This is a genomic window from Geodermatophilus sp. SYSU D00705 (assembly GCF_054050135.1).
On record NZ_JBJGYT010000013.1, the window covers coordinates 30,854 to 48,938 of the forward strand.

Below are 18,085 nucleotides of genomic sequence, written 5' to 3' on the forward strand. Positions count from 1 at the left end.
TCCAGGTGGTGCGGGGTTTCAGCGGGCCGTGGTGACGTGCACTCGGTCCACGGTCCAGGCGCGGGCCCGGTCGCTGAGGGTGACGCCGAGGCCGGGCCGGTCGGAGATGTACATGCGGCCGTGCCGGGTCTCGAGACGCTCGTTGAACAGCGGGTACAGCCAGTCGAAGTGCTCCACCCACGGCTCCCGCGGGTAGGCCGCGGCCAGGTGGACGTGGATCTCCATCGCGAAGTGCGGCGCCAGCTGCAGGTTCGCGACGTCGGCCAGGGTGGCGAGCTGCAGGAACTGGGTGATGCCGCCGATCCGCGGGGCGTCGGGCTGGATGACGTCCACCGAGCCGTGCCGGATCAGCTCGGCGTGCTCGGCGACGCTGGTGAGCATCTCACCCGTGGCGATCGCGGTGTCCAGCGTGCGGGCCAGCTGGGCGTGCCCCTCGGCGTCGTAGGCGTCCAGCGGCTCCTCGATCCAGACCAGGTCGAACTCCTCCAGCCGGCGGCAGACCCGCATCGCGGTCGGCCGGTCCCACTGCTGGTTGGCGTCGACCATGAACGGGACGCCGTCGCCGAGGTGCTCGCGGACCGCGCGCACCCGGCGCAGGTCCTCGGCGGAGTCGGGCAGGCCGACCTTGATCTTGATGCCGCCGACGCCGGACTCCAGCGTCCGGGTGGCGTTGTCCACCACCTGCTCGATCGACTCGTGCAGGAAGCCGCCGGAGGTGTTGTAGCAGCGCACCGAGTCGCGGTGCGCGCCCAGCAGCTTGGCCAGCGGCAGGCCGGCCCGCTTGGCCTTGAGGTCCCACAGCGCGACGTCGATCGCCGCGATCGCCTGCGTCGAGGCGCCGCTGCGACCCACCGACGCCCCGGCCCAGACCAGCTTGGTCCACAGCCGGGCGATGTCGCTGGGGTCCTCACCGATCAGGTCGGGGGCGATCTCGCGGGCGTGCGCGAACTGCGCCGGGCCACCGGCCCGCTTGGAGTAGCTGAAGCCGACGCCCTCGTGCCCGGCCTCGGTGCGGATCTCGGCGAACAGGAACGCGACCTCGGTCATCGGCCGCTGCCGGCCGGTGAAGACCTTGGCGTCGCTGATCGGGTTGGGCAGCGGCAGGGTGACCGACGAGAGGGTCACCGACTCGATCCGGTCGAGCACCGCCGGGGCGGAGGAGAGGAACGGGGCGGGCACGGTCGTCGTCATCGCGGTCTCCAAGGGGTCAGCGGACCAGGCACGGGCGCTTGGGGTCGAACTGCCAGCCCGGCACGAGGTACTGCATGGCGACCGCGTCGTCCCGGGCACCGAGGCCGTGCTCGAGGTAGAGCTCGTGGGCCGCGGCGAGCGCGTCCCGGTCCAGCTCGACGCCGAGCCCGGGTGTCGTCGGCACCCCGATGGCGCCGTCCCGGATCAGCAGCGGCTTGCGGGTCAGCGCCTGCCCGTCCTGCCAGATCCAGTGCGTGTCCAGGGCGGTGATCTGCCCCGGGGCGGCCGCGCCCACCTGCGTGAACATGGCCAGCGAGATGTCGAAGTGGTTGTTCGAGTGCGAGCCCCAGGTCAGGCCGAACTCGTGGCACAGCTGGGCGACGCGCACCGAGCCGCGCATCGTCCAGAAGTGCGGGTCGGCCAGCGGGATGTCGACGGCGTTGGACCGGACGGCGTGGGCCATCTGCCGCCAGTCGGTCGCGACCATGTTCGTCGCCGTCGGCAGGCCGGTGGCCCGGCGGAACTCCGACATCACCTCGCGGCCGGAGAAGCCGCCCTCGGCGCCGACCGGGTCCTCGGCGTAGGCCAGGACGCCGTGCAGGTCGCGGCACAGCTCGACGGCGTCGGCCAGGAGCCAGCCGCCGTTGGGGTCGAGGGTGATGCGCGCGTCGGGGAACCGCTGCGCCAGCGCCCGGACGGCGGCGACCTCCTCCTCGCCGGCCAGCACGCCGCCCTTGAGCTTGAAGTCGCTGAACCCGTACCGGGCCTGCGCCGCCTCGGCCAGCGCGACGACCGCCTCGGGGGTCAGCGCCGGCTCCCGCCGCAGCCGCTCCCAGTCGTCGGCCGGGTCGGTCTCGGCGAGGTAGGGCAGGTCGGTGGCCCGCCGGTCGCCGACGTAGAACAGGTAGCCCAGCATCGGGACGGAGTCGCGCTGCTGCCCCTCGCCGAGCAGCTCCGCCACCGGGACGCCGAGGTGCTGGCCGAGCAGGTCCAGCAGCGCCGACTCCAGCGCGGTGACCGCGTGGATCGTCGTCCGCAGGTCGAAGGTCTGCAGACCGCGGCCGCCGGCGTCCCGGTCGGCGAAGGTCGCCGAGACCGCGCGCAGCAGCCGGCCGAGGGCGGCGACGGGCTGGCCGACGAGCAGCTCGGCGGCGTCCTCGATCGTGCGGCGGATGGCCTCGCCACCGGGGACCTCCCCCACCCCGGTCCGGCCCTCGCTGTCGCTGACGATCGCGATGTTGCGGGTGAAGAAGGGGCCGTGCGCGCCGCTGAGGTTCAGCAGCATGCTGTCGTGCCCGGCGACGGGGACCACCTCGACGCGGGCGACGGTGGGCGTGCGGCTCATGCCGTCCTCCAGGGGTGCGGGGCGGGTCAGGAGACCTTGCCGACCAGCGCGGTCAGCTCGTCGAGCTCCGTCGCGGTCAGGTCGGTCAGCGGCGGACGCACGCGGCCGCCGTCGCGGCCGACGGCGGTCAGGCCGGCCTTGACGATGGAGACGGCGTACCCCTTCTGCCGGTCGCGGATGTCGGCGTAGGGGATGACGAAGTCGTTGAGCATCCCGTAGACCGCCGTGCGGTCCTGGGCGCGGACGGCGGCGTAGAACTCCAGCGCGAACGCGGGCAGGAAGTTGTAGAGCGCCGAGGAGTAGGTGCTCACGCCGAGCTGCAGCAGCGGCAGTGCGAACGTCTCGGCGGTCGGCAGGCCGCCGACGTAGATCAACCGGTCGCCGACCTTCGCGTAGGTGCGGGTCATCTGCTCGATGTCGCCGATGCCGTCCTTGAGCCCGATGAGGTTCGGGTTGCGGTCGGCGACCTCGGCGACGGTGACGTCGCGCAGGACGGCGTTGGCCCGGCTGTACACGATGACGCCGAGGTCGGTGGCCCGGCAGACGGCGCTGATGTGCTCGACCAGCCCGGCCTGGCTGGCCTCGGTGAGGTAGGGCGGGAAGAGCAGGATGCCGTCGGCCCCGGCGTCCTGCGCCGCGCGCGCCTGGGCCACCGACTCGGCCGTGCCGCCGGTGGCGGGGGCGAGCACGGGCACCCGGCCGGCGACCTCGTCCACGGCCACGCGGACGACCCGGTCGATCTCGGCGCTGGTGAGCGAGAAGCCCTCCCCGGTCCCGCCGGCGGCGAACAGGCCGGCGACGTCGAAGCCGGACTGCCACGCGAGGTGCTCGCGGTAGCGCGGCTCGTCGAACTGCAGGTCGGCGTCGAAGTGGGTCACCGGGAAGGAGAGCAGGCCGGACTTCAACCGGGTGGCGAGCTCGGCGGGCGGCAGCAGGGTCACGGGGTCGTCCTCGGGTCCGACGGGTCCGGAGTCATCCGCAGGAGGCGGGTCCGGAGGTGGTCGGCGTCACCGTAGGAAGAGTTGATGATGCCTGTCCAAGAGTTGTTGCGCATCGACCGATGCCACCAGAGCATCGTCAGGAGGCGGGGAACGCCCGCCCGAGGACGTCGAGGACCCGCCACAGGGCCGGGTTGCGGGACTGGCGCATCCAGATCAGGTGCAGCTCGACCGGCTCGGGGACCGGCGTCGCCAGGGGCACGAACGCGACCCCGTCGATGGGCAGCCGGCTGGCGGACTCGGGCACGAAGGCGACGCCCCGGCGGGCCGCCACCAGCCACAGCATCGTGAGCACCTGGCTCACGGTGTGGACGACGTTCTCGTGCGCCACCGGCACGAGCCCCACCACGAGGTCGTAGAAGTACCGCGCCTTCGTCGGGGAGTGCATGACCACCGCCTCGCCGCGGAGATCGTCGGCGGTGACCGGCCGGCCCAGCCCGATCAGCCGGTGACCGGCCGGGACGGCGACGAGCATCGCCTCGCGGAGCAGGAGGCGGGAACCGAAGGTCTCCGCGTCGAACGGCGGCCGGGCCAGGCCCAGGTCGACCTCCTCGTTGAGCAGGCCGCCGACCTGCTCGCGGGTGACCATCTCGGCGAGCTCGACGTCGACGTCCGGCAGTTCCCGGGCGACCTCGTTGAGCAGCCGGCCGAGGGTGCCGTAGGTGGAGGCGGCGGTGAAGCCGATCCGGACCAGGCCGCTGGAGCCCGACGACACCCGGCGGGCCACCTCGGGTGCGGCGTCGGCCAGGGCGAGCAGCCGGCGGGCCTCGGCGAGGAACACCTCACCGGCGGCGGTCAGCGCGACCCGGCGGTTGTCCCGCTCCAGCAGTTGGGCCCCGACGCTGCGCTCCAGCTTCTGGATCTGCCGGCTCAGCGGCGGCTGGGTCATGCTCAGCCGTTCGGCCGCCCGGCCGAAGTGCAACTCGTCCGCGACGGCGACGAAGCCCCTCAGCTGCTCCAGCGTGTAGGCCATGCTCTCAGGGTATCAATCGATGCACGAGTGAACTTGGACAGGCATGGAACGGCCTACCTACGCTCGCCGCGACCGTTTCCGGGTGACGACGCTCACAGCAGCCGTCGACCCGGGGATCCTCCCCTCGCACAGGAGCGCGACATGACCAGCACCTCCCGGAACCGCCGCGGCCTGACCGCCGGGCTCGGTCTCGTGACCGCCCTCTCGCTGGCCGCCTGCGGCGGCAACCTCGGGGGCGGGAGCAGCGAGGACGCCGCCGCGGCGTTCCCCGACGGCCCGATCACGCTGCTGGTCGGGCAGGACGCCGGCGGCAGCACCGACCTCATCGCCCGGGCCCTCGCCGACAAGGCGTCCGACGAGCTCGGCGTGCCGGTCACCGTCGAGAACCGGCCCGGTGCCAACGGCGCGGTGGCCGCCCAGGAGCTCGCCGGCGCGGAGGCCGACGGCCAGACGCTGATGACCTTCGTCGGCAGCCTCGCCTACATCACCCCGCTGGCGGTCAGCGAGGACGAGGCGGTGGACATCAACGACTACGAGGTCGTCACGGGCATCTCCCAGGACGACTACGTGCTGGTCACCAGCCCCCAGACCGGCTTCACCACCGTCGACGACATCAAGAACGCCGGCCGGCCGATCACGTTCGGGACCACCGGCGTGGGCACCGGCAGCCAGCTGTCGCAGGAGCTGCTCTTCGCCCAGGCCGGCATCGACGCCACCGCCGTCCCGTTCGACGGCGGCTCCCCCACCCTGACCGCGGTGCTCGGCGGCCAGGTCGACGTCGGCTCGGTGCAGCTGGGTGAGGCCGCCGCGCAGATCGAGGCCGGCGAGCTGGTGCCGATCGTGACCTTCGCCGAGGAGCGTCCGCAGTACCTGCCGGACACCCCGACCGCCGTGGAGGCCGGCTACGACGTGCCGGTGCAGCAGTCCCGCGCCATCGCCGCGCCGGAGGGCACGCCCGAGGAGGTCCTGACGCAGCTGGAGGAGGCCTTCCAGGCCGCCTTCGCCAGCGCGGACTACCAGGCCTTCAACGAGGAGCGGCTGCTCACGCCGAACGAGGTCGGCGGCGAGGAGCTCCAGCAGCAGTGGACCGAGAACCTCGAGAACTACCGGTCCCTGGTCGAGCAGTACTCGATCGACCTCGGCGGCGGGCAGTGACCTCGCCCCAGGGCGGTACCCCGGCGGCTCCCGGCGGTCCGGCGGCCGCCGGGGAGCCGCCCTCCCCCGGGCACCACGGCGTGGCCGAGACGGTGCACGAGCTCGAGGACGCCCTCCACGAGATCGAGGACGAGGACCGGCCGCCACCGGCCGGCCCGGTCGCCAACGTAGTCATCGCCCTGGTGGTGGTGGCGCTCGGGGCCGCGACGATCGCCGGCGCGTTCCGCTTGGACGTCGGCAGCGCGGCCACCCCGGCCGCCGGCATGTGGCCGCTGCTGATCGGCATCGTCCTCGTCGTCCTCGGGCTGGCGCTGCTCCCCCTCGCCCGCCGCACGCACGACGCCGAGCGCTTCACCCGCGCCAGCTGGCTCGTCGTGGCCGGACTGGTCTCGATGCTCGTGTTCGTGGCGCTCATCAGCGTCATCGGCTTCGAGATCCCGGCAGTGCTCCTGGTGTTCGTCTGGCTGCGCTTCCTCGGGCACGAGAGCTGGCGCCTGTCCGTCATCACGAGTCTGGCCGTCGTCGCCGGGTTCTACCTGGTCTTCGTCGCGGCCCTCTCGGTCCCGATCCCGCACCTGTTCTAGGAGGCAGCGGTGGACCTCTCCCCCGTGCTCGAGGGCTTCTCCGTCGTCCTCGAGCCGACCAACCTGCTCTACTGCCTGATCGGCGTCGTCATCGGCATGCTGATCGGCGTGCTGCCCGGCCTCGGCCCGGCGGCGACGATCGCGATCCTGCTGCCGCTGACCTTCGGCATCGAGCCGGTCACCGCGATCATCATGCTGGCGGGCATCTTCTACGGCGCCCAGTACGGCGGGACGATCACCTCGGTGCTGCTGCGGCTGCCCGGCGAGGCCTCCTCCGTGGTCACCGTCTTCGACGGCCACGCGCTGGCGCGGCAGGGCAGGGCCGGCACCGCGCTCGGCATCGCCGCGATCGGCTCGTTCGTCGGCGGGACGGTCTCCATCGTCGCGCTGTCGATCGTCGCGCCGGTGGTCGCCGGGTTCGCCCTCGACTTCGGCCCACCGGAGTACACCGCACTCGCGCTGCTGGGCATCCTGCTCGTGTCGACCGTCAGCGGGGGCGACCGGCTCAAGGCGGTCATCGCCGCCTCGGTCGGGCTGCTCCTGGCCACCGTCGGCCGCGACGGCTTCACCGGCGCCGAGCGGTTCACCTTCGGCAGCCTCGACCTCGCCGACGGGCTGGACTTCGTGCCGATCGCGATGGGCCTGTTCGGACTCGGCGAGATCCTCTACAACCTCGAGGAGCGGCACCGCGCCGTCCAGGCCCCGGCGAAGGTCGCCAACGTGTGGCCGTCGCGCAAGGACCTGCGGCGGTCCTCCGGCGCGATCGGCCGCGGCTCGGTCCTCGGCTTCCTGCTCGGCATCCTCCCCGGCGGCGGCGCGACGCTGTCCTCGCTGGCCGCCTACGCGCTGGAGAAGCGCCGCTCCAAGACCCCGGAGCGCTTCGGCCAGGGCGCCGTCGAGGGGGTGGCGGCCCCGGAGACGGCGAACAACGCCGCCGCGACGTCGTCGTTCATCCCGCTGCTGACGCTGGGCATCCCGGCCAACGCGACCATGGCGGTCATCTTCGGCGCGCTGCTCATCCAGGGCGTGACGCCCGGCCCGCAACTGGTGAGCGAGGACCCGCAGCTCTTCTGGGGCGTGGTCAACTCCATGTACATCGGCAACATCCTGTTGCTGATCATGAGCATCCCGCTGGTCGGCGTGTTCGTCCGGATCCTGCGGGTGCGGGCCACCGTGCTGGCCCCGATCACCGTGCTCATCACGCTCGTCGGCGTCTACACGGTGCGCAACAACGTCTTCGACATCGTGCTGGTCATCGCCTTCGGCGCGATCGGCTACCTGATGAAGAAGCTGAGCTTCGACCCCGGCCCGCTGGTGCTCGCCTTCGTCCTCGGCTCGCTGCTGGAGGAGTCGCTGCGGCGGTCGCTGCTGATCTTCGAGGGGAACCCGACCGGCTTCCTCACCCGGCCGATCTCCGGGACGCTGTTCGCCGTCTTCCTGCTGGTCCTGCTCCTCCCCGTGATCCGGACCGTCCTCACGCGCCGCCGGGCCCCCGCCCGGCGTGCGGCCCACCAGTCCGACGAGAAGGAGCTCGTGTGACCGTCCTGACCGGATTCGTCCCCACCCCGGAGGGCGACGCCGCCTTCACCGCGGGGCTCGAGGAGGCCCGCCGTCGCGGCGAGGACCTCCTGGTCCTCAACACCCCGCGCAGCGGTGCCCCCGTCAGCACCGACGTCGCACCCCCGGAGCTGGTGGAGCAGCTGTCCGCCCGGGCCGCCGACGCCGGGGTCCCGCTCGAGGTGCGGCAGACGCCGCACGCCGGCGACCTGGCCGACGAGGTGCTCCGGGTGGCCGACGAGTCCGACGCCTCGGTCATCGTCATCGGCCTGCGCCGCCGGTCCCCCGTCGGGAAGCTGCTCATGGGCAGCGCCGCCCAGCGGATCCTGCTCGACGCCACCCGCCCGGTGCTGGCCGTCAAGCCGTAGCCCGACGCCTGCCGAGGGCCGGACCCCCCGCGGGGTCCGGCCCTCGGTCGTGCTCCCGGCCCCGCCGGGTGGGCCAAGATGGCGGGGTGTCCTCGCCCAGCCGCCCGTCCACGCTCTACCTGGTCAAGCAGCTGGAGCAGGCGGTGCGCGCCCGGCTGGACGAGGTGCTGCGCCCGGCCGCCATCACGCCTCTGCAGTACACGGCGCTGACCGTGCTCGAGCGGCACGCGGACCTGAGCACCGCGGAGCTGGCCCGCAACTCGTTCGTCACCGACCAGAGCGCGGCGGACATGGTCGCCGTCCTCGAGGAGCGGGGCCTGCTGTCACGGGTGGCCGACCCGCGCGACCGGCGCCGGCGGGTCCTGCGGCTCACCGCGCGGGGCCAGGAGCTGCTCGACCGGTACCGGGACGAGGTGGGCCGGCTCGAGTCGAGGATGGTCGCCCCACTGAGCTCGGGACAGGCCGAGGACCTGCGCCGCTACGTCCTGCTGTGCCGGACCGCCCTGGACAGCCAGCCACCGCGCTGAGCCGACCGACCGACGGCGGGACGGGCCGGGTGCGCGCGGCAGCCGGCCCGTCCCGCGCCCGGCGACCTAGTCGTCCGCGTCCCGCCCCGGCTCCCCGAGCCCGCCGACCAGGCGCGCCGGGTCGAACGGGGTGTACCTCGCGGTCGTGCCCAGCCCGAGCGCGTCGGCAGCGGCGTTCAGCTGCTCCGGCGAGGCGGCGTCCCCCCAGCGGCCGGTGTCCAGCCGCTGCTCCAGGGCCTGCAGGGCCGCGACCTGCTCCGCCGGCTGGAACTCGCAGTGACCCGCGCCCTCGACGTAGGCCTGGCGCAGCAGCCGGGCGTCACCGGCCCGGTGCACCTGCTCGGCGTACCAGTCCTCGTGCTCGACCGGCACCAGCTCGTCGGCGACGGTGTGGATGGCCAGCTCCGGGACCTCCAGCTCGCCGGTCACCATCGACGAGCGGGTGAGGTCGTCGACGGCGGCCGGATCGGCCACGACGTCGGCCTGGCTGGTCAGCGTGTCGAGGTCGGCATCCAGGTCCAGCCCGGCCTCCCGGTACAGCGCGCGCACCTGGGCGGCGCGAGGGCTGCTGTCCAGCAGCTCGCGGTAGTCGACCCCCGCGTTGTAGGCGCTGTTGCCGCCGGCCACCAGCTCGATCTGCTGCCGCCCGGTGACGTACCGCTCGAGGCCGCCGCCCACCAGGGCCTCGTACTGCTGCACCTGCTCGGCCGCGGGGTCGCGCGGGTCCGCCGGGGCGTCGCCGGAGTACCAGGTCGCCATGTTGAGGAACGCCGCGGCCAGGGCGATCCGGGCCCGGCCCTCGGGGCTCTCCTGGGCCGCGGTCACCGCCGCGGTCAGGTCGGCCGCCGCCTGCGCGGCCTGCTCCGGGCTCGCGTACCGGACCAGCGGGATGTCCTGGCCGGGGGCCAGCAGCGTGGAGAGTGCGTGCACCCCGTCGAGCTGGTAGTCGTTCAGGTTGAGCGCACCGGCGACCAGCCCGCAGGTGGTCAGGACGCCGTCGATCTCGCCCCTCGGGTCCTCGGCCTGCCGGGCGCTCACCAGGCCGCCCATGGACCGGCCGAAGGCGATCGTCCGCTCCGGCTCGACGCCGAGCGTGGTCTCGAAGGCCTCCAGTGCGGCGTACTGGTCGTCCACGGCGGACTCCAGCGCCCACATCGACGGCCCGGAGTAGGACGAGCCCACGAGGGCGTAGCCCTGGCCCAGCAGCTCCTGCCGGGTCGCGTCGTCCGGGGCGTCGCGCGCCACCAGCGGCCCGAAGCCGTGCGCGAACAGGACGACGGTCCCGTTCCACCGCTCCGGCACGTGCCCCACCCACGTGGCGCCGCTGCCCAGCCGGCCCTCGTACTGTCCCGGCGGCGCGACGGGGTCGGCCGCCGGTGCGGCGCTCGCCGACGGGAGCAGACCTCCGCCGGCCACCAGCGCGGCGGCTCCGGCCACCGCCGCCAGTCGGGTTCCCCACCTGTCCACGTGTCCCCCTGCTCCTGCCGGGACGGCGCCCGGCACACCTCGACTGTGACGCAGACCACCCTGTCACGGCCCCGGTCGGAATGCACAGGTTCCTTGTCCTTCTGGCGGTCTGGATGCGTCTCAGCCGACGACGCACCGGCGTGGGCTATTGACAGTCGATAGGTTCCGGCCGAAGGTCGATCCATGCCGAAGGAACACCGGGCCGTGGGCCCGCTCCGGGTCCTGCTCGCGCTGGTGTTCGCCGCGCTGGTCGTGGCGCAGTTCGCCGCCCTGCCCGGGCTGCTGCCCGACATCGCCGACCCGTCGCTGGAGCAGTCGTTCATGCGGTGGACGATGCTGGCGGTCTCGGTGCTGGGGCTGGTGTGCGTCCAGGTCGTCATCGTGTGCACCTGGAAGCTCCTGACCCTGGTGCGGCACGACCGCATCTTCAGCGAGAGCGCCCTGCCGTGGGTGAACGCGATCGTCGCGGCGATCGCCGCCGGGTGGGCGATGCTCCTGGGCGCCTTCGTCTGCTCGTACTACTTCATCGTCGACGAGGTCAGCGACGACCCGGTGCTGCCCGCCCTGCTGCTCGTGCTGCTGCTGGTCGGAGCCGTGGTGGGGCTGCTCATGGTCGTGATGCGCCAGCTGCTGCGGCAGGCCACGACGCTGCGGACCGACATGGAAGCGGTCATCTGATGCCCATCGTCGTCCGCATCGACGTGGAGCTGGCCAGACGCAAGATGAGCGTCGGCGAGTTCGCCGAGCGCGTCGGCCTCACGCCGGCGAACGTGGCCGTCCTGAAGAACGGCCGCGCCAAGGCCGTCCGCTTCAGCACCCTCGAGGCGATGTGCCGGGTGCTCGACTGCCAGCCCGGGGACCTGCTCGAGTGGGTCCCGGAGGACTCCGACGCCCCCCACGAGGCCTCCCGGTGATCGAGGTCCGGGGGCTGACGAAGCGCTACGGCGACGTCCTGGCCGTCGACGACCTGAGCTTCGACGTCCAGCCGGGGATGGTCACCGGCTTCCTGGGGCCGAACGGGGCCGGGAAGTCCACGACCATGCGGATGGTGCTCGGCCTGGACCGGCCCACCTCCGGGCGGGCTCTCGTCAACGGGCGGCCCCTCGCCACCCTCCCCGAGCCGCTGCGCGAGGTGGGCGCGCTCCTCGACCCCGGCTCCGTGCACCCCGGCCGCACCGGGCGCAACCACCTGCGCGTGGCCGCCCGCACCAACGGCGTCCCGGAGCGCCGGGTGGACGAGGTGATCGAGCAGGTCGGGCTCGGCCGGGCGGCCCGCCGCCGGATCACGGGCTACTCGCTCGGGATGCGCCAGCGCCTCGGGATCGCCGCGGCGCTGCTCGCCGGGCCGCGCGTCCTGCTGTTCGACGAGCCGGTCAACGGGCTGGACCTCGACGGCGTCCGGTGGATCCGCGGGCTGCTGCGCCGGCTCGCCGACGAGGGGCGGACCGTGCTGGTCTCCAGCCACCTGCTCAGCGAGATGGAGCAGACCGCCGACCGGCTGGTCGTCATCGGCCGCGGCCGGCTGATCGCCGACGCGACGACGGAGGAGATCCTGCGCGGGCTGGGGAACCGCTCGGTGCGGGTGCGCACCCCGCAGGCCGAGGCCCTGCTCACCCGGCTCCGGCAGCACGGCCTCGCCGTCCGCCGCGTCGACGCGCACGAGCTGCAGGTCGACGGCACCGCCGAGGACGTCGGCGAGCTCGCCAACGCCGCCGACATCCCGCTGCACCACCTCTCCGAGGTCGCCCAGTCCCTCGAGGACGCCTACCTCGCGCTGACCGGCGAGAGCGTCGAGTACGCCAGCGACCGGGCCGTGCCGGTACCGGCGACGGAGGGAGCACCGTGACCGCGGCGCCCACCACCCCCGCAGCCTCCGCCGTCTCCCCCGGCCGGGTGCTCGCCCGCACCTGCGCCGCCGAGTGGACCCGGCTCTGGACGGTCAGGGCGAGCTGGTGGTCCCTGGCCGCGGCCGCCGTCACCATGCTCGGGATCGCGACCGTCGCCGGCTTCGACGTGGCCGGGGACCCGGTCGCCCCCGGCAGTGCCGTGGCCTGGGAGGTGGTGAGCGTGACCGTCATGCCGGCGCAGTTCGGCCTGCTCGTCCTGGCCCTCACCGCCGTCACGTCGGACTACGCCACCGGCGGCATCGTCGCCGCCCTGCAGTGGACCCCGCGCCGCGGCGTCCTGATGCTGGCCCGCACCGGCGTGACGGTGGCCGTCGCCACGGCTGCCGGGGTGCTGCTGGCGCTGGCCGCCGGGTTCGCGGCGTTCGCCGCCGGCCGCCCGGCCGTCGGCCTGCCGGTCGACGAGGGCCTCGACACGCTCGGCACCGTCGCCCTCGTCGTCGCGGCAGGCGCCGCCCTCGCGGTCGGCCTCGGCTTCCTCCTGCGCAGCACGGCCGGCACCCTGGTCATGGTCTTCCTCGGAATGCTGGTGCTCCCGCTCGTGCTGCCGCAGTTCGGCTTCGCGTGGACCTCCGCGCTCGCCGAGGCCCTGCCCGGGTCCGGTGCGGCGTTCCTGCTGCTCGGAGGGGTGCCGGGGATGACCGAGGCGTCGTCGGTGACGACGTTGCTGGTGTGGGCCGCCGGCGCCCTCCTGCTCGGCTGGCTCCGGCTGGCGCGCGACGACGCCGACCGGTGAGCGGCCTCGTCCCGGGTCAGCGCCGGGTGCCGACGGCGACCAGGTACTCCATGTCGAACCGCGCCTGATCCGGCGTCCCGCGGTTCCACTCGTCGCAGAAGCGGTCGAGCGCCTCGTCGAGCTCGGCCGCGCGTCCCTCGCGCTCGGCGTTGGCGCGGGCGGCGATCGTCGGCCCGTAGTAGTCCTTGAAGTGCCGGGCGAAGTCGTGGGGGGCACGGAAGGCGGTGACCTCCAGGACGTCGCGGGTCAGCGTGCGCCACTCGACCCGGTCACCGAGCAGCTCCCGCAGGTGGTCCTCGCTGCCCCACAGCGGCGGCGGCTGCGCCCCGGGCGGAGGCGGCGGGGCGAACGGCTTCATCGTCCGGAACAGCGCACCGATCATGCCCTCCGGCGTCCAGCACAGCAGTCCGATGCTCCCGCCGGGCCGGCACACGCGCACGAGCTGGTCGGCGGCGTCCTGGTGGTGCGGCGCGAACATGACCCCGATCGAGGACATGACGACGTCGAAGGAGGCGTCGTCGAAGGGCAGGTCCTCCGCGTCGGCCTCCGTCCACTCCAGGTCCAGCCCCTGGGCCTTGGCGCGGTGCCGGCCGGCCTCCAGTAGCTCGGGGGTCAGGTCGCTCGCGGTCACGCGCGCACCGCGCTCGGCGGCGGGGAGCGAGGCGTTGCCCGTGCCGGCCGCGACGTCGAGCACCCGCTGCCCCTCGCGGATGTCGCAGGCCTCCACCAGCCGGGGGCCGAGCGGCAGCAGCCACGTCTCGACCATGCGGGGGTAGTCACCGGAGGCCCACATCTTCCGGTGGCGCGCCTTGAGTTCGGTGTCGCTGGGGGTCACGGACATGCCAGTTCCTCTCGCGGAGTCGGCCGGACCCCTGCAGAGCATGGCCGCGCCCTCCCCGCGCGGACAGGGACGAACTGCTCCCCCGGCCAGGGACGCGGGCGACGCGCGGCCTCGACCGGGGCGCTCAGGAGCCCCGGGCCGGGTCCACCCACACCCCCCGCTCGACCATCAGGGCGATCTGGCGGGCGATGACCTGCTCGCGGAACTCCGCGTGGGTGAACGGCGCCCGGTCGGCGTAGAGGTTGGGCGGGTAGACCGAGTCGCGGTACACGAGCTGGTAGAGCTCGGTCCGGAGGTCCTTCACCCAGTTGTCCCACTGGGCGTGGGTCCGGAAGTGCCGCAGCGCCCCGATGTCGATGGTGCCCGCGACGTAGGACGACCCGGCGCCGTACAGGTGCTGCCCGACGATCCGGCCCCGGTAGTCGATGACCATCGACCGGCCGCCGAAGGTGTCGATCGGGTCCTGCGACTCCGGCTGCAGGTAGTACGTCGCCAGGTTCGGGGCGACGACGTAGAAGTTGTTGTCCAGTGCCCGCGCCCGGCTCTGGATCTCGAAGAACTCGTTGCCCGTGTGCGGATGGGGGTAGGAGGCGCGGTAGACCACCTCGGCGCCGTTCATCGCCAGGCCCCGCGCGTTCTCCGGGTACGAGCCCTCGTTGGCCATCAGCACGCCCAGCCGGCCGATCTCGGTGTCGGCCACGGGGAAGAACGCGTCGAGGGTGAGCCCGTACAGCTCCACCCAGCGGTCCCAGACGTCGTGCGGGGTCATCGAGTGCTCCACCGGGTAGAGCGTCGTCAGCTTGTGGTGCGTCAGGATCAGCTCCCCCCGCGGGTCGAGGGCGAACCCGACGTTGAAGAACCGGCCGGGGAAGGCCTCGTGCCGGGCCTTCGCCTGGGCCATCACGAAGGTGTCGTAGGTCCGGGCCAGGTCCCCGAGGAACTCCGTCTCCGGACCCGGGATGTCGATCGCGCAGTCGCGGGCGAAGGTCTCGTGGTCCAGGTCGAGCACCTCGTCGTTGAACGCCTGCAGGCCCCCCTCCGGGATGGCGACGAGCCGCACCGGCAGCTCCAGGCTCGACAGCCACGAGGCCGCCTTGAACAGGTGGGCGATGTGCTCCAGGTTGCGGCCGATGTCCGCGCGCGTGCGGATGCCACGCACCGCGGGGACCAGGCCGACGGCGGTGTACGGCTCGATCATCGGCCGAGTGTGGCACCGGACAGGGTCCTGACCGGGGCCGCCGATCGCCGCCGTCCGGACTCCCGTCGGGCACCGGCTGCCCCTAGCGTCGGCACCGACCCACCGGAGGACGACGGAGGCGATCCCATGACCGGCACGACCACCCTCACCCGCGAGCGGGCCGACCTGATCGAGTCGCTGCGGCGGCACCGGTCCTTCCTCCGGTTCACCGTCCGCGACCTGACCGACGAGCAGGCGCAACGGCGGCCGACCGTCAGCGCGCTCAACCTCGCCGGGCTGATCAAGCACGTGGCGGCCACGGAGGCGGGCTGGGCCCGGTTCGCCGAGGGTGGCGCCGAGGCGATGCACCGCAACTGGGGCCCCGACGTCCAGACCCGGCACTGGCACCTGGCTCGCGGGGAGACGCTGGCCGGCGTGCTCGCCGAGTACGAGGAGGTCGCGCGGCACACCGACGAGCTCGTGGCCGGCTTCCCCGACCTGGACGCCGAGCACGCGCTGCCCGAGGCGCCGTGGTTCGAGGCGGGCGCCCGCTGGTCGGCGCGGCGGGTGTTCCTGCACATCATCGCGGAGACCGCCCAGCACGCCGGCCACGCCGACATCCTGCGGGAGGCCATCGACGGCCAGAAGACGATGGGCTGATCCGGCAGCACACCCGAGCCGGTCCGGCTGGCCGTCGTCGCCGACCTGCGAGAACGTCGTCACAGGCACCGCGGGGAGGGGGACTCATGAGGGTCGGCGACATCGACGTCCACCCGATCGCCGACGGCACCTTCCGCGCCAGTCCCGGTTACTTCGGGGAGCACGTCACCGCGCACGGCCACGAGGACCTCTTCGACCGGCACGGCCAGGCGTGGCTGCCGATCGGGTGCTTCCTCGTCCGGACCGGCTCGCACGTGGTCCTGGTCGACACGGGCCTGGGCCCCGACCTGCACGACGACGGCCCGCGGAGACTGCTCGTCGGCGGGCAGCTCATCACCGGGCTGCGCGCCGCCGGGGTGGGTCCGGAGGACGTCGACGTCGTCATCTGCACCCACCTGCACCTCGACCACTGCGGGTGGCTCTTCGACCTGGCCGGTCGGCCGGTCTTCCCGCGGGCCCAGCTCTGGTTCGGCGCGGCCGACTGGCAGCACTTCGTGCTCGACCCGCAGAGCCGGATGCTCGACCACATCCGGCACGGGATGCGATCCACGGACAGCGCCCGCATCCACCTCGTCGGCGACGACACCACCGTCGTCCCCGGCGTCGACCTCACGCCGACCCCCGGGCACACCCCGGGCCACCTGTCGGTCATCGTGTCCTCCGGGGTGCACCGGGCGCTGCTCCTCGGCGACGCGATCACCTGCCCCCAGCAGCTGGACGAACCGTCGTGGCACGCCCTGGGCGACCTCGACCCCCGGCTCGCCGCCGAGGTCCGGGCCCGCCTGTTCCGGGAACTCGAGGACGAGCACACCTACGGGGCCGGCGCCCACTTCCCCGAGCTCCGGTTCGGCCGGGTCCTGGCCGGTGAGATGCGCCGGTGGATCGGCTGAGCCCCCGACGGGGCTGACGCACCGGACCCGACGGCCACCCACCCCGTCCCCGGCGGCGCACGGTCAACTAGTGACGAGCGGGACCGGTTCGTCTCGTCCTCCGGTGTCCTCGCGGCGGCCGGGACCTTCCCCTTACGGTCGGTGTCAGCACAGACGCACACCGTCGCCAGCGGCCGGCTGGCCTCGTGTCCCGTTGACCACCCCCGAGAGGTACGACGTGTCCCTTCCCCAGCGCTCCCCCGCTCCGACCGTCCTCCGTCCGGCCGCCTACGGCCCGCCGCTGCGGACCCGGCCCGCCGTGCCCGTCCCCGTGGCCGTGCGGCCGGGACCGGCACAGCCGACGGCTGTCCGCCCGCCGGCGGCTGGACGCCCTGCACCGCGCGCCGCGGTCGGCTTCCTGACCGTGGCCGAGGTGGCGGCGATCATGCGCGTGTCGAAGATGACCGTGTACCGCCTCGTGCACGGCGGAGAGCTGGCGGCCGTGCGCGTCGGCCGGTCCTTCCGGGTCCCCGAGCCGGCGGTGCGCGAGTACCTGACCGGCGCCCGCACCGACGTCGCGTGACGACGGGACCCACCCGCGGGCGAGCGTGGACCGAGGGCTCGCTGACCTCTCGGCGGGCCCTCCGACGCCCTTCGGGACGGACGTCCCAGTCACCGTCCCGGCGACGCGAGGCGGGCGTCACGCCCTAGCCTCCCCTGCATGCGTGCCGTGCAGATCACCCGCTTCGGCGGGCCCGAGGTCCTCGACGTCGTCGACCTGCCCGACCCCGTCCCCGGCGACGGCCAGCAGCTGTTCGACGTCTCCTCCGCCGGCGTGAACTTCGCCGACACCCACCAGATCGAGGACAGCTACCTCGCGCCGCAACAGCTGCCGCTGGTCCCCGGCGCGGAGTTCGTCGGGACGCCGGCCGGCGGCGGGCCGCGGGTGGTCGGGCTGCTCGACGGTGGCGGGTACGCGGAGAAGGTGGCCGCCCATCCCCGGCTCACCTGGGAGGTGCCCGACGGCGTCACCGACGAGCAGGCGCTGGCCGTCGTCCTCCAGGGAGCGACCGCCTGGCACCTGCTGCGCACCAGCGCGCACCTGGCCACCGGGGAGACCGTCGTGGTGGTCGCCGGCGCCGGCGGGGTCGGCTCGCTGGCGATCCAGCTGGCCCGCCGGTGGGGCGCCGGCCGGGTCATCGCCACCGCCTCCAGCGCGGAGAAGCGGGCCCTGACCGAGCGGCTCGGCGCCGACGCGAGCGTCGACCCCGCCCTCGCCGACGACGACCCGAAGGCCTTCACCGCCGCGCTGCGCGAGGCCAACGGCGGCAAGCCGGTGGACGTCGTCCTGGAGATGACCGGTGGCAACGTCTTCGCCGGCTCCCTGTCGGCGCTGGCCCCCTTCGGCCGGCTGGTCACGTACGGCATGGCCGCGCGCCAGGAGACCCGCGCGGTGCCGCCGGGGGCGCTGCTGCAGAGGAGCCGCGCCGTCATCGGGTTCTGGCTGGCCCACTGCATGGCCCGGCCGCACATGATGGACGCCGCGCTGAGCGAGCTGCTGCCGCTGGTCGCCGACGGGTCGATCCAGCCCATCGCCGGGGGCCGCTACCCGCTGACCGCCGTCCGGGAGGCCCACCAGGACCTGCTCGCCCGCCGCACCACCGGCAAGCTCACGCTCGACCCCGCGCGCTGACGCGGAGTCGCTGGAGTGCGGGGACCGCTCTCCAGCGACT

The 18,085-nt window shown here is 73.7% G+C and carries 20 protein-coding genes; 13 read left to right on the plus strand and 7 right to left on the minus strand.

Translation table 11 applies throughout. From position 1 onward, the window contains the following. Positions 1-18 precede the first annotated feature (18 nt). The 4 genes from ACI78Q_RS12455 to ACI78Q_RS12470 all read right to left on the minus strand — a co-directional run bounded on the left by ACI78Q_RS12455 (position 19) and on the right by ACI78Q_RS12470 (position 4,507). Positions 19-1,191: an L-talarate/galactarate dehydratase gene (locus ACI78Q_RS12455; RefSeq protein WP_456923694.1), complete on the minus strand. Its 1,173-nt coding sequence runs from the start codon at positions 1,189-1,191 to the stop codon at positions 19-21. 16 nt (positions 1,192-1,207) lie between these two features. Beyond that, positions 1,208-2,536: an enolase C-terminal domain-like protein gene (locus tag ACI78Q_RS12460; RefSeq protein ID WP_456923695.1), complete on the minus strand. Its 1,329-nt coding sequence runs from the start codon at positions 2,534-2,536 to the stop codon at positions 1,208-1,210. Positions 2,537-2,562: 26 nt separating this feature from the next. Further along, positions 2,563-3,477, minus strand: a complete 915-nt coding sequence (kdgD, locus tag ACI78Q_RS12465; RefSeq protein ID WP_456923696.1) for a 5-dehydro-4-deoxyglucarate dehydratase — start codon at positions 3,475-3,477, stop codon at positions 2,563-2,565. Positions 3,478-3,613: 136 nt separating this feature from the next. After that, positions 3,614-4,507, minus strand: coding sequence for a LysR substrate-binding domain-containing protein (locus ACI78Q_RS12470; RefSeq protein ID WP_456923697.1), 894 nt, complete (start codon positions 4,505-4,507; stop codon positions 3,614-3,616). A gap of 141 nt (positions 4,508-4,648) precedes the next feature. On the opposite strand from ACI78Q_RS12470, the gene ACI78Q_RS12475 reads away from it, so the two are divergent. From ACI78Q_RS12475 to ACI78Q_RS12495, 5 genes are all read left to right on the plus strand, one after another. Further along, positions 4,649-5,662 (plus strand): tripartite tricarboxylate transporter substrate binding protein, encoded by a 1,014-nt coding sequence (locus ACI78Q_RS12475; protein ID WP_456923698.1) that lies wholly within the window; start codon positions 4,649-4,651, stop codon positions 5,660-5,662. A gap of 80 nt (positions 5,663-5,742) precedes the next feature. After that, the gene (locus ACI78Q_RS12480; protein WP_456923699.1) at positions 5,743-6,246 is read left to right on the plus strand and encodes a tripartite tricarboxylate transporter TctB family protein; all 504 of its coding nucleotides are present in this window, start codon (positions 5,743-5,745) and stop codon (positions 6,244-6,246) included. 9 nt (positions 6,247-6,255) lie between these two features. Then, positions 6,256-7,785, plus strand: coding sequence for a tripartite tricarboxylate transporter permease (locus tag ACI78Q_RS12485; RefSeq protein WP_456923700.1), 1,530 nt, complete (start codon positions 6,256-6,258; stop codon positions 7,783-7,785). After that, the gene (locus ACI78Q_RS12490; protein WP_456923701.1) at positions 7,782-8,171 is read left to right on the plus strand and encodes a universal stress protein; all 390 of its coding nucleotides are present in this window, start codon (positions 7,782-7,784) and stop codon (positions 8,169-8,171) included. Before ACI78Q_RS12485 ends, ACI78Q_RS12490 begins: the two co-directional genes overlap by 4 nt. Before the next feature lie 86 nt (positions 8,172-8,257). Continuing rightward, positions 8,258-8,698 carry a MarR family winged helix-turn-helix transcriptional regulator gene (locus ACI78Q_RS12495; RefSeq protein WP_456923702.1) on the plus strand — a complete coding sequence of 147 codons (441 nt, stop codon included), beginning with the start codon at positions 8,258-8,260 and terminating at the stop codon, positions 8,696-8,698. A 66-nt stretch (positions 8,699-8,764) separates the two neighbouring features. Here the strand turns inward: ACI78Q_RS12495 and ACI78Q_RS12500 are convergent, their stop codons facing one another. Then, positions 8,765-10,165 (minus strand): alpha/beta hydrolase family protein, encoded by a 1,401-nt coding sequence (locus tag ACI78Q_RS12500; protein WP_456923703.1) that lies wholly within the window; start codon positions 10,163-10,165, stop codon positions 8,765-8,767. Positions 10,166-10,348: 183 nt separating this feature from the next. On the opposite strand from ACI78Q_RS12500, the gene ACI78Q_RS12505 reads away from it, so the two are divergent. From ACI78Q_RS12505 to ACI78Q_RS12520, 4 genes are read left to right on the plus strand one after another with little or no spacing between them, the layout of a single operon-like run. Continuing rightward, a complete protein-coding gene (locus ACI78Q_RS12505) occupies positions 10,349-10,843 on the plus strand; it encodes a DUF2975 domain-containing protein (protein WP_456923704.1) in 495 nt (164 codons plus the stop codon). After that, complete coding sequence (locus ACI78Q_RS12510) at positions 10,843-11,079, plus strand: helix-turn-helix domain-containing protein (protein ID WP_456923705.1); 237 nt, start codon at positions 10,843-10,845, stop codon at positions 11,077-11,079. Before ACI78Q_RS12505 ends, ACI78Q_RS12510 begins: the two co-directional genes overlap by 1 nt. Continuing rightward, positions 11,076-12,011 (plus strand): ABC transporter ATP-binding protein, encoded by a 936-nt coding sequence (locus ACI78Q_RS12515; RefSeq protein ID WP_456923706.1) that lies wholly within the window; start codon positions 11,076-11,078, stop codon positions 12,009-12,011. The genes ACI78Q_RS12510 and ACI78Q_RS12515 overlap by 4 nt, the downstream gene beginning before the upstream one ends. Further along, a complete protein-coding gene (locus tag ACI78Q_RS12520) occupies positions 12,008-12,805 on the plus strand; it encodes a hypothetical protein (protein ID WP_456923708.1) in 798 nt (265 codons plus the stop codon). The genes ACI78Q_RS12515 and ACI78Q_RS12520 overlap by 4 nt, the downstream gene beginning before the upstream one ends. 16 nt (positions 12,806-12,821) lie before the next feature. Here ACI78Q_RS12520 and ACI78Q_RS12525 read toward each other — a convergent pair whose 3' ends face one another. Then, positions 12,822-13,646, minus strand: a complete 825-nt coding sequence (locus tag ACI78Q_RS12525; protein WP_456923709.1) for a class I SAM-dependent methyltransferase — start codon at positions 13,644-13,646, stop codon at positions 12,822-12,824. A 124-nt stretch (positions 13,647-13,770) separates the two neighbouring features. Next, on the minus strand, positions 13,771-14,844 hold the full coding sequence (locus ACI78Q_RS12530; RefSeq protein ID WP_456923710.1) for a nitrilase-related carbon-nitrogen hydrolase: 1,074 nt from the start codon (positions 14,842-14,844) through the stop codon (positions 13,771-13,773). A gap of 126 nt (positions 14,845-14,970) precedes the next feature. Here ACI78Q_RS12530 and ACI78Q_RS12535 point away from each other — a divergent pair, with 126 nt between their 5' ends. From ACI78Q_RS12535 to ACI78Q_RS12550, 4 genes are all read left to right on the plus strand, one after another. Further along, positions 14,971-15,483 carry a DinB family protein gene (locus tag ACI78Q_RS12535; protein ID WP_456923711.1) on the plus strand — a complete coding sequence of 171 codons (513 nt, stop codon included), beginning with the start codon at positions 14,971-14,973 and terminating at the stop codon, positions 15,481-15,483. A gap of 86 nt (positions 15,484-15,569) precedes the next feature. Then, a complete protein-coding gene (locus ACI78Q_RS12540; protein WP_456923712.1) occupies positions 15,570-16,373 on the plus strand; it encodes an MBL fold metallo-hydrolase in 804 nt (267 codons plus the stop codon). 403 nt (positions 16,374-16,776) lie between these two features. Beyond that, entirely contained in the window at positions 16,777-16,935 is a 159-nt protein-coding gene (locus ACI78Q_RS12545; protein ID WP_456923713.1) for a helix-turn-helix domain-containing protein, read from the plus strand. A gap of 138 nt (positions 16,936-17,073) precedes the next feature. Beyond that, positions 17,074-18,045, plus strand: coding sequence for a quinone oxidoreductase family protein (locus tag ACI78Q_RS12550; RefSeq protein ID WP_456923714.1), 972 nt, complete (start codon positions 17,074-17,076; stop codon positions 18,043-18,045). Positions 18,046-18,085 lie beyond the last annotated feature (40 nt).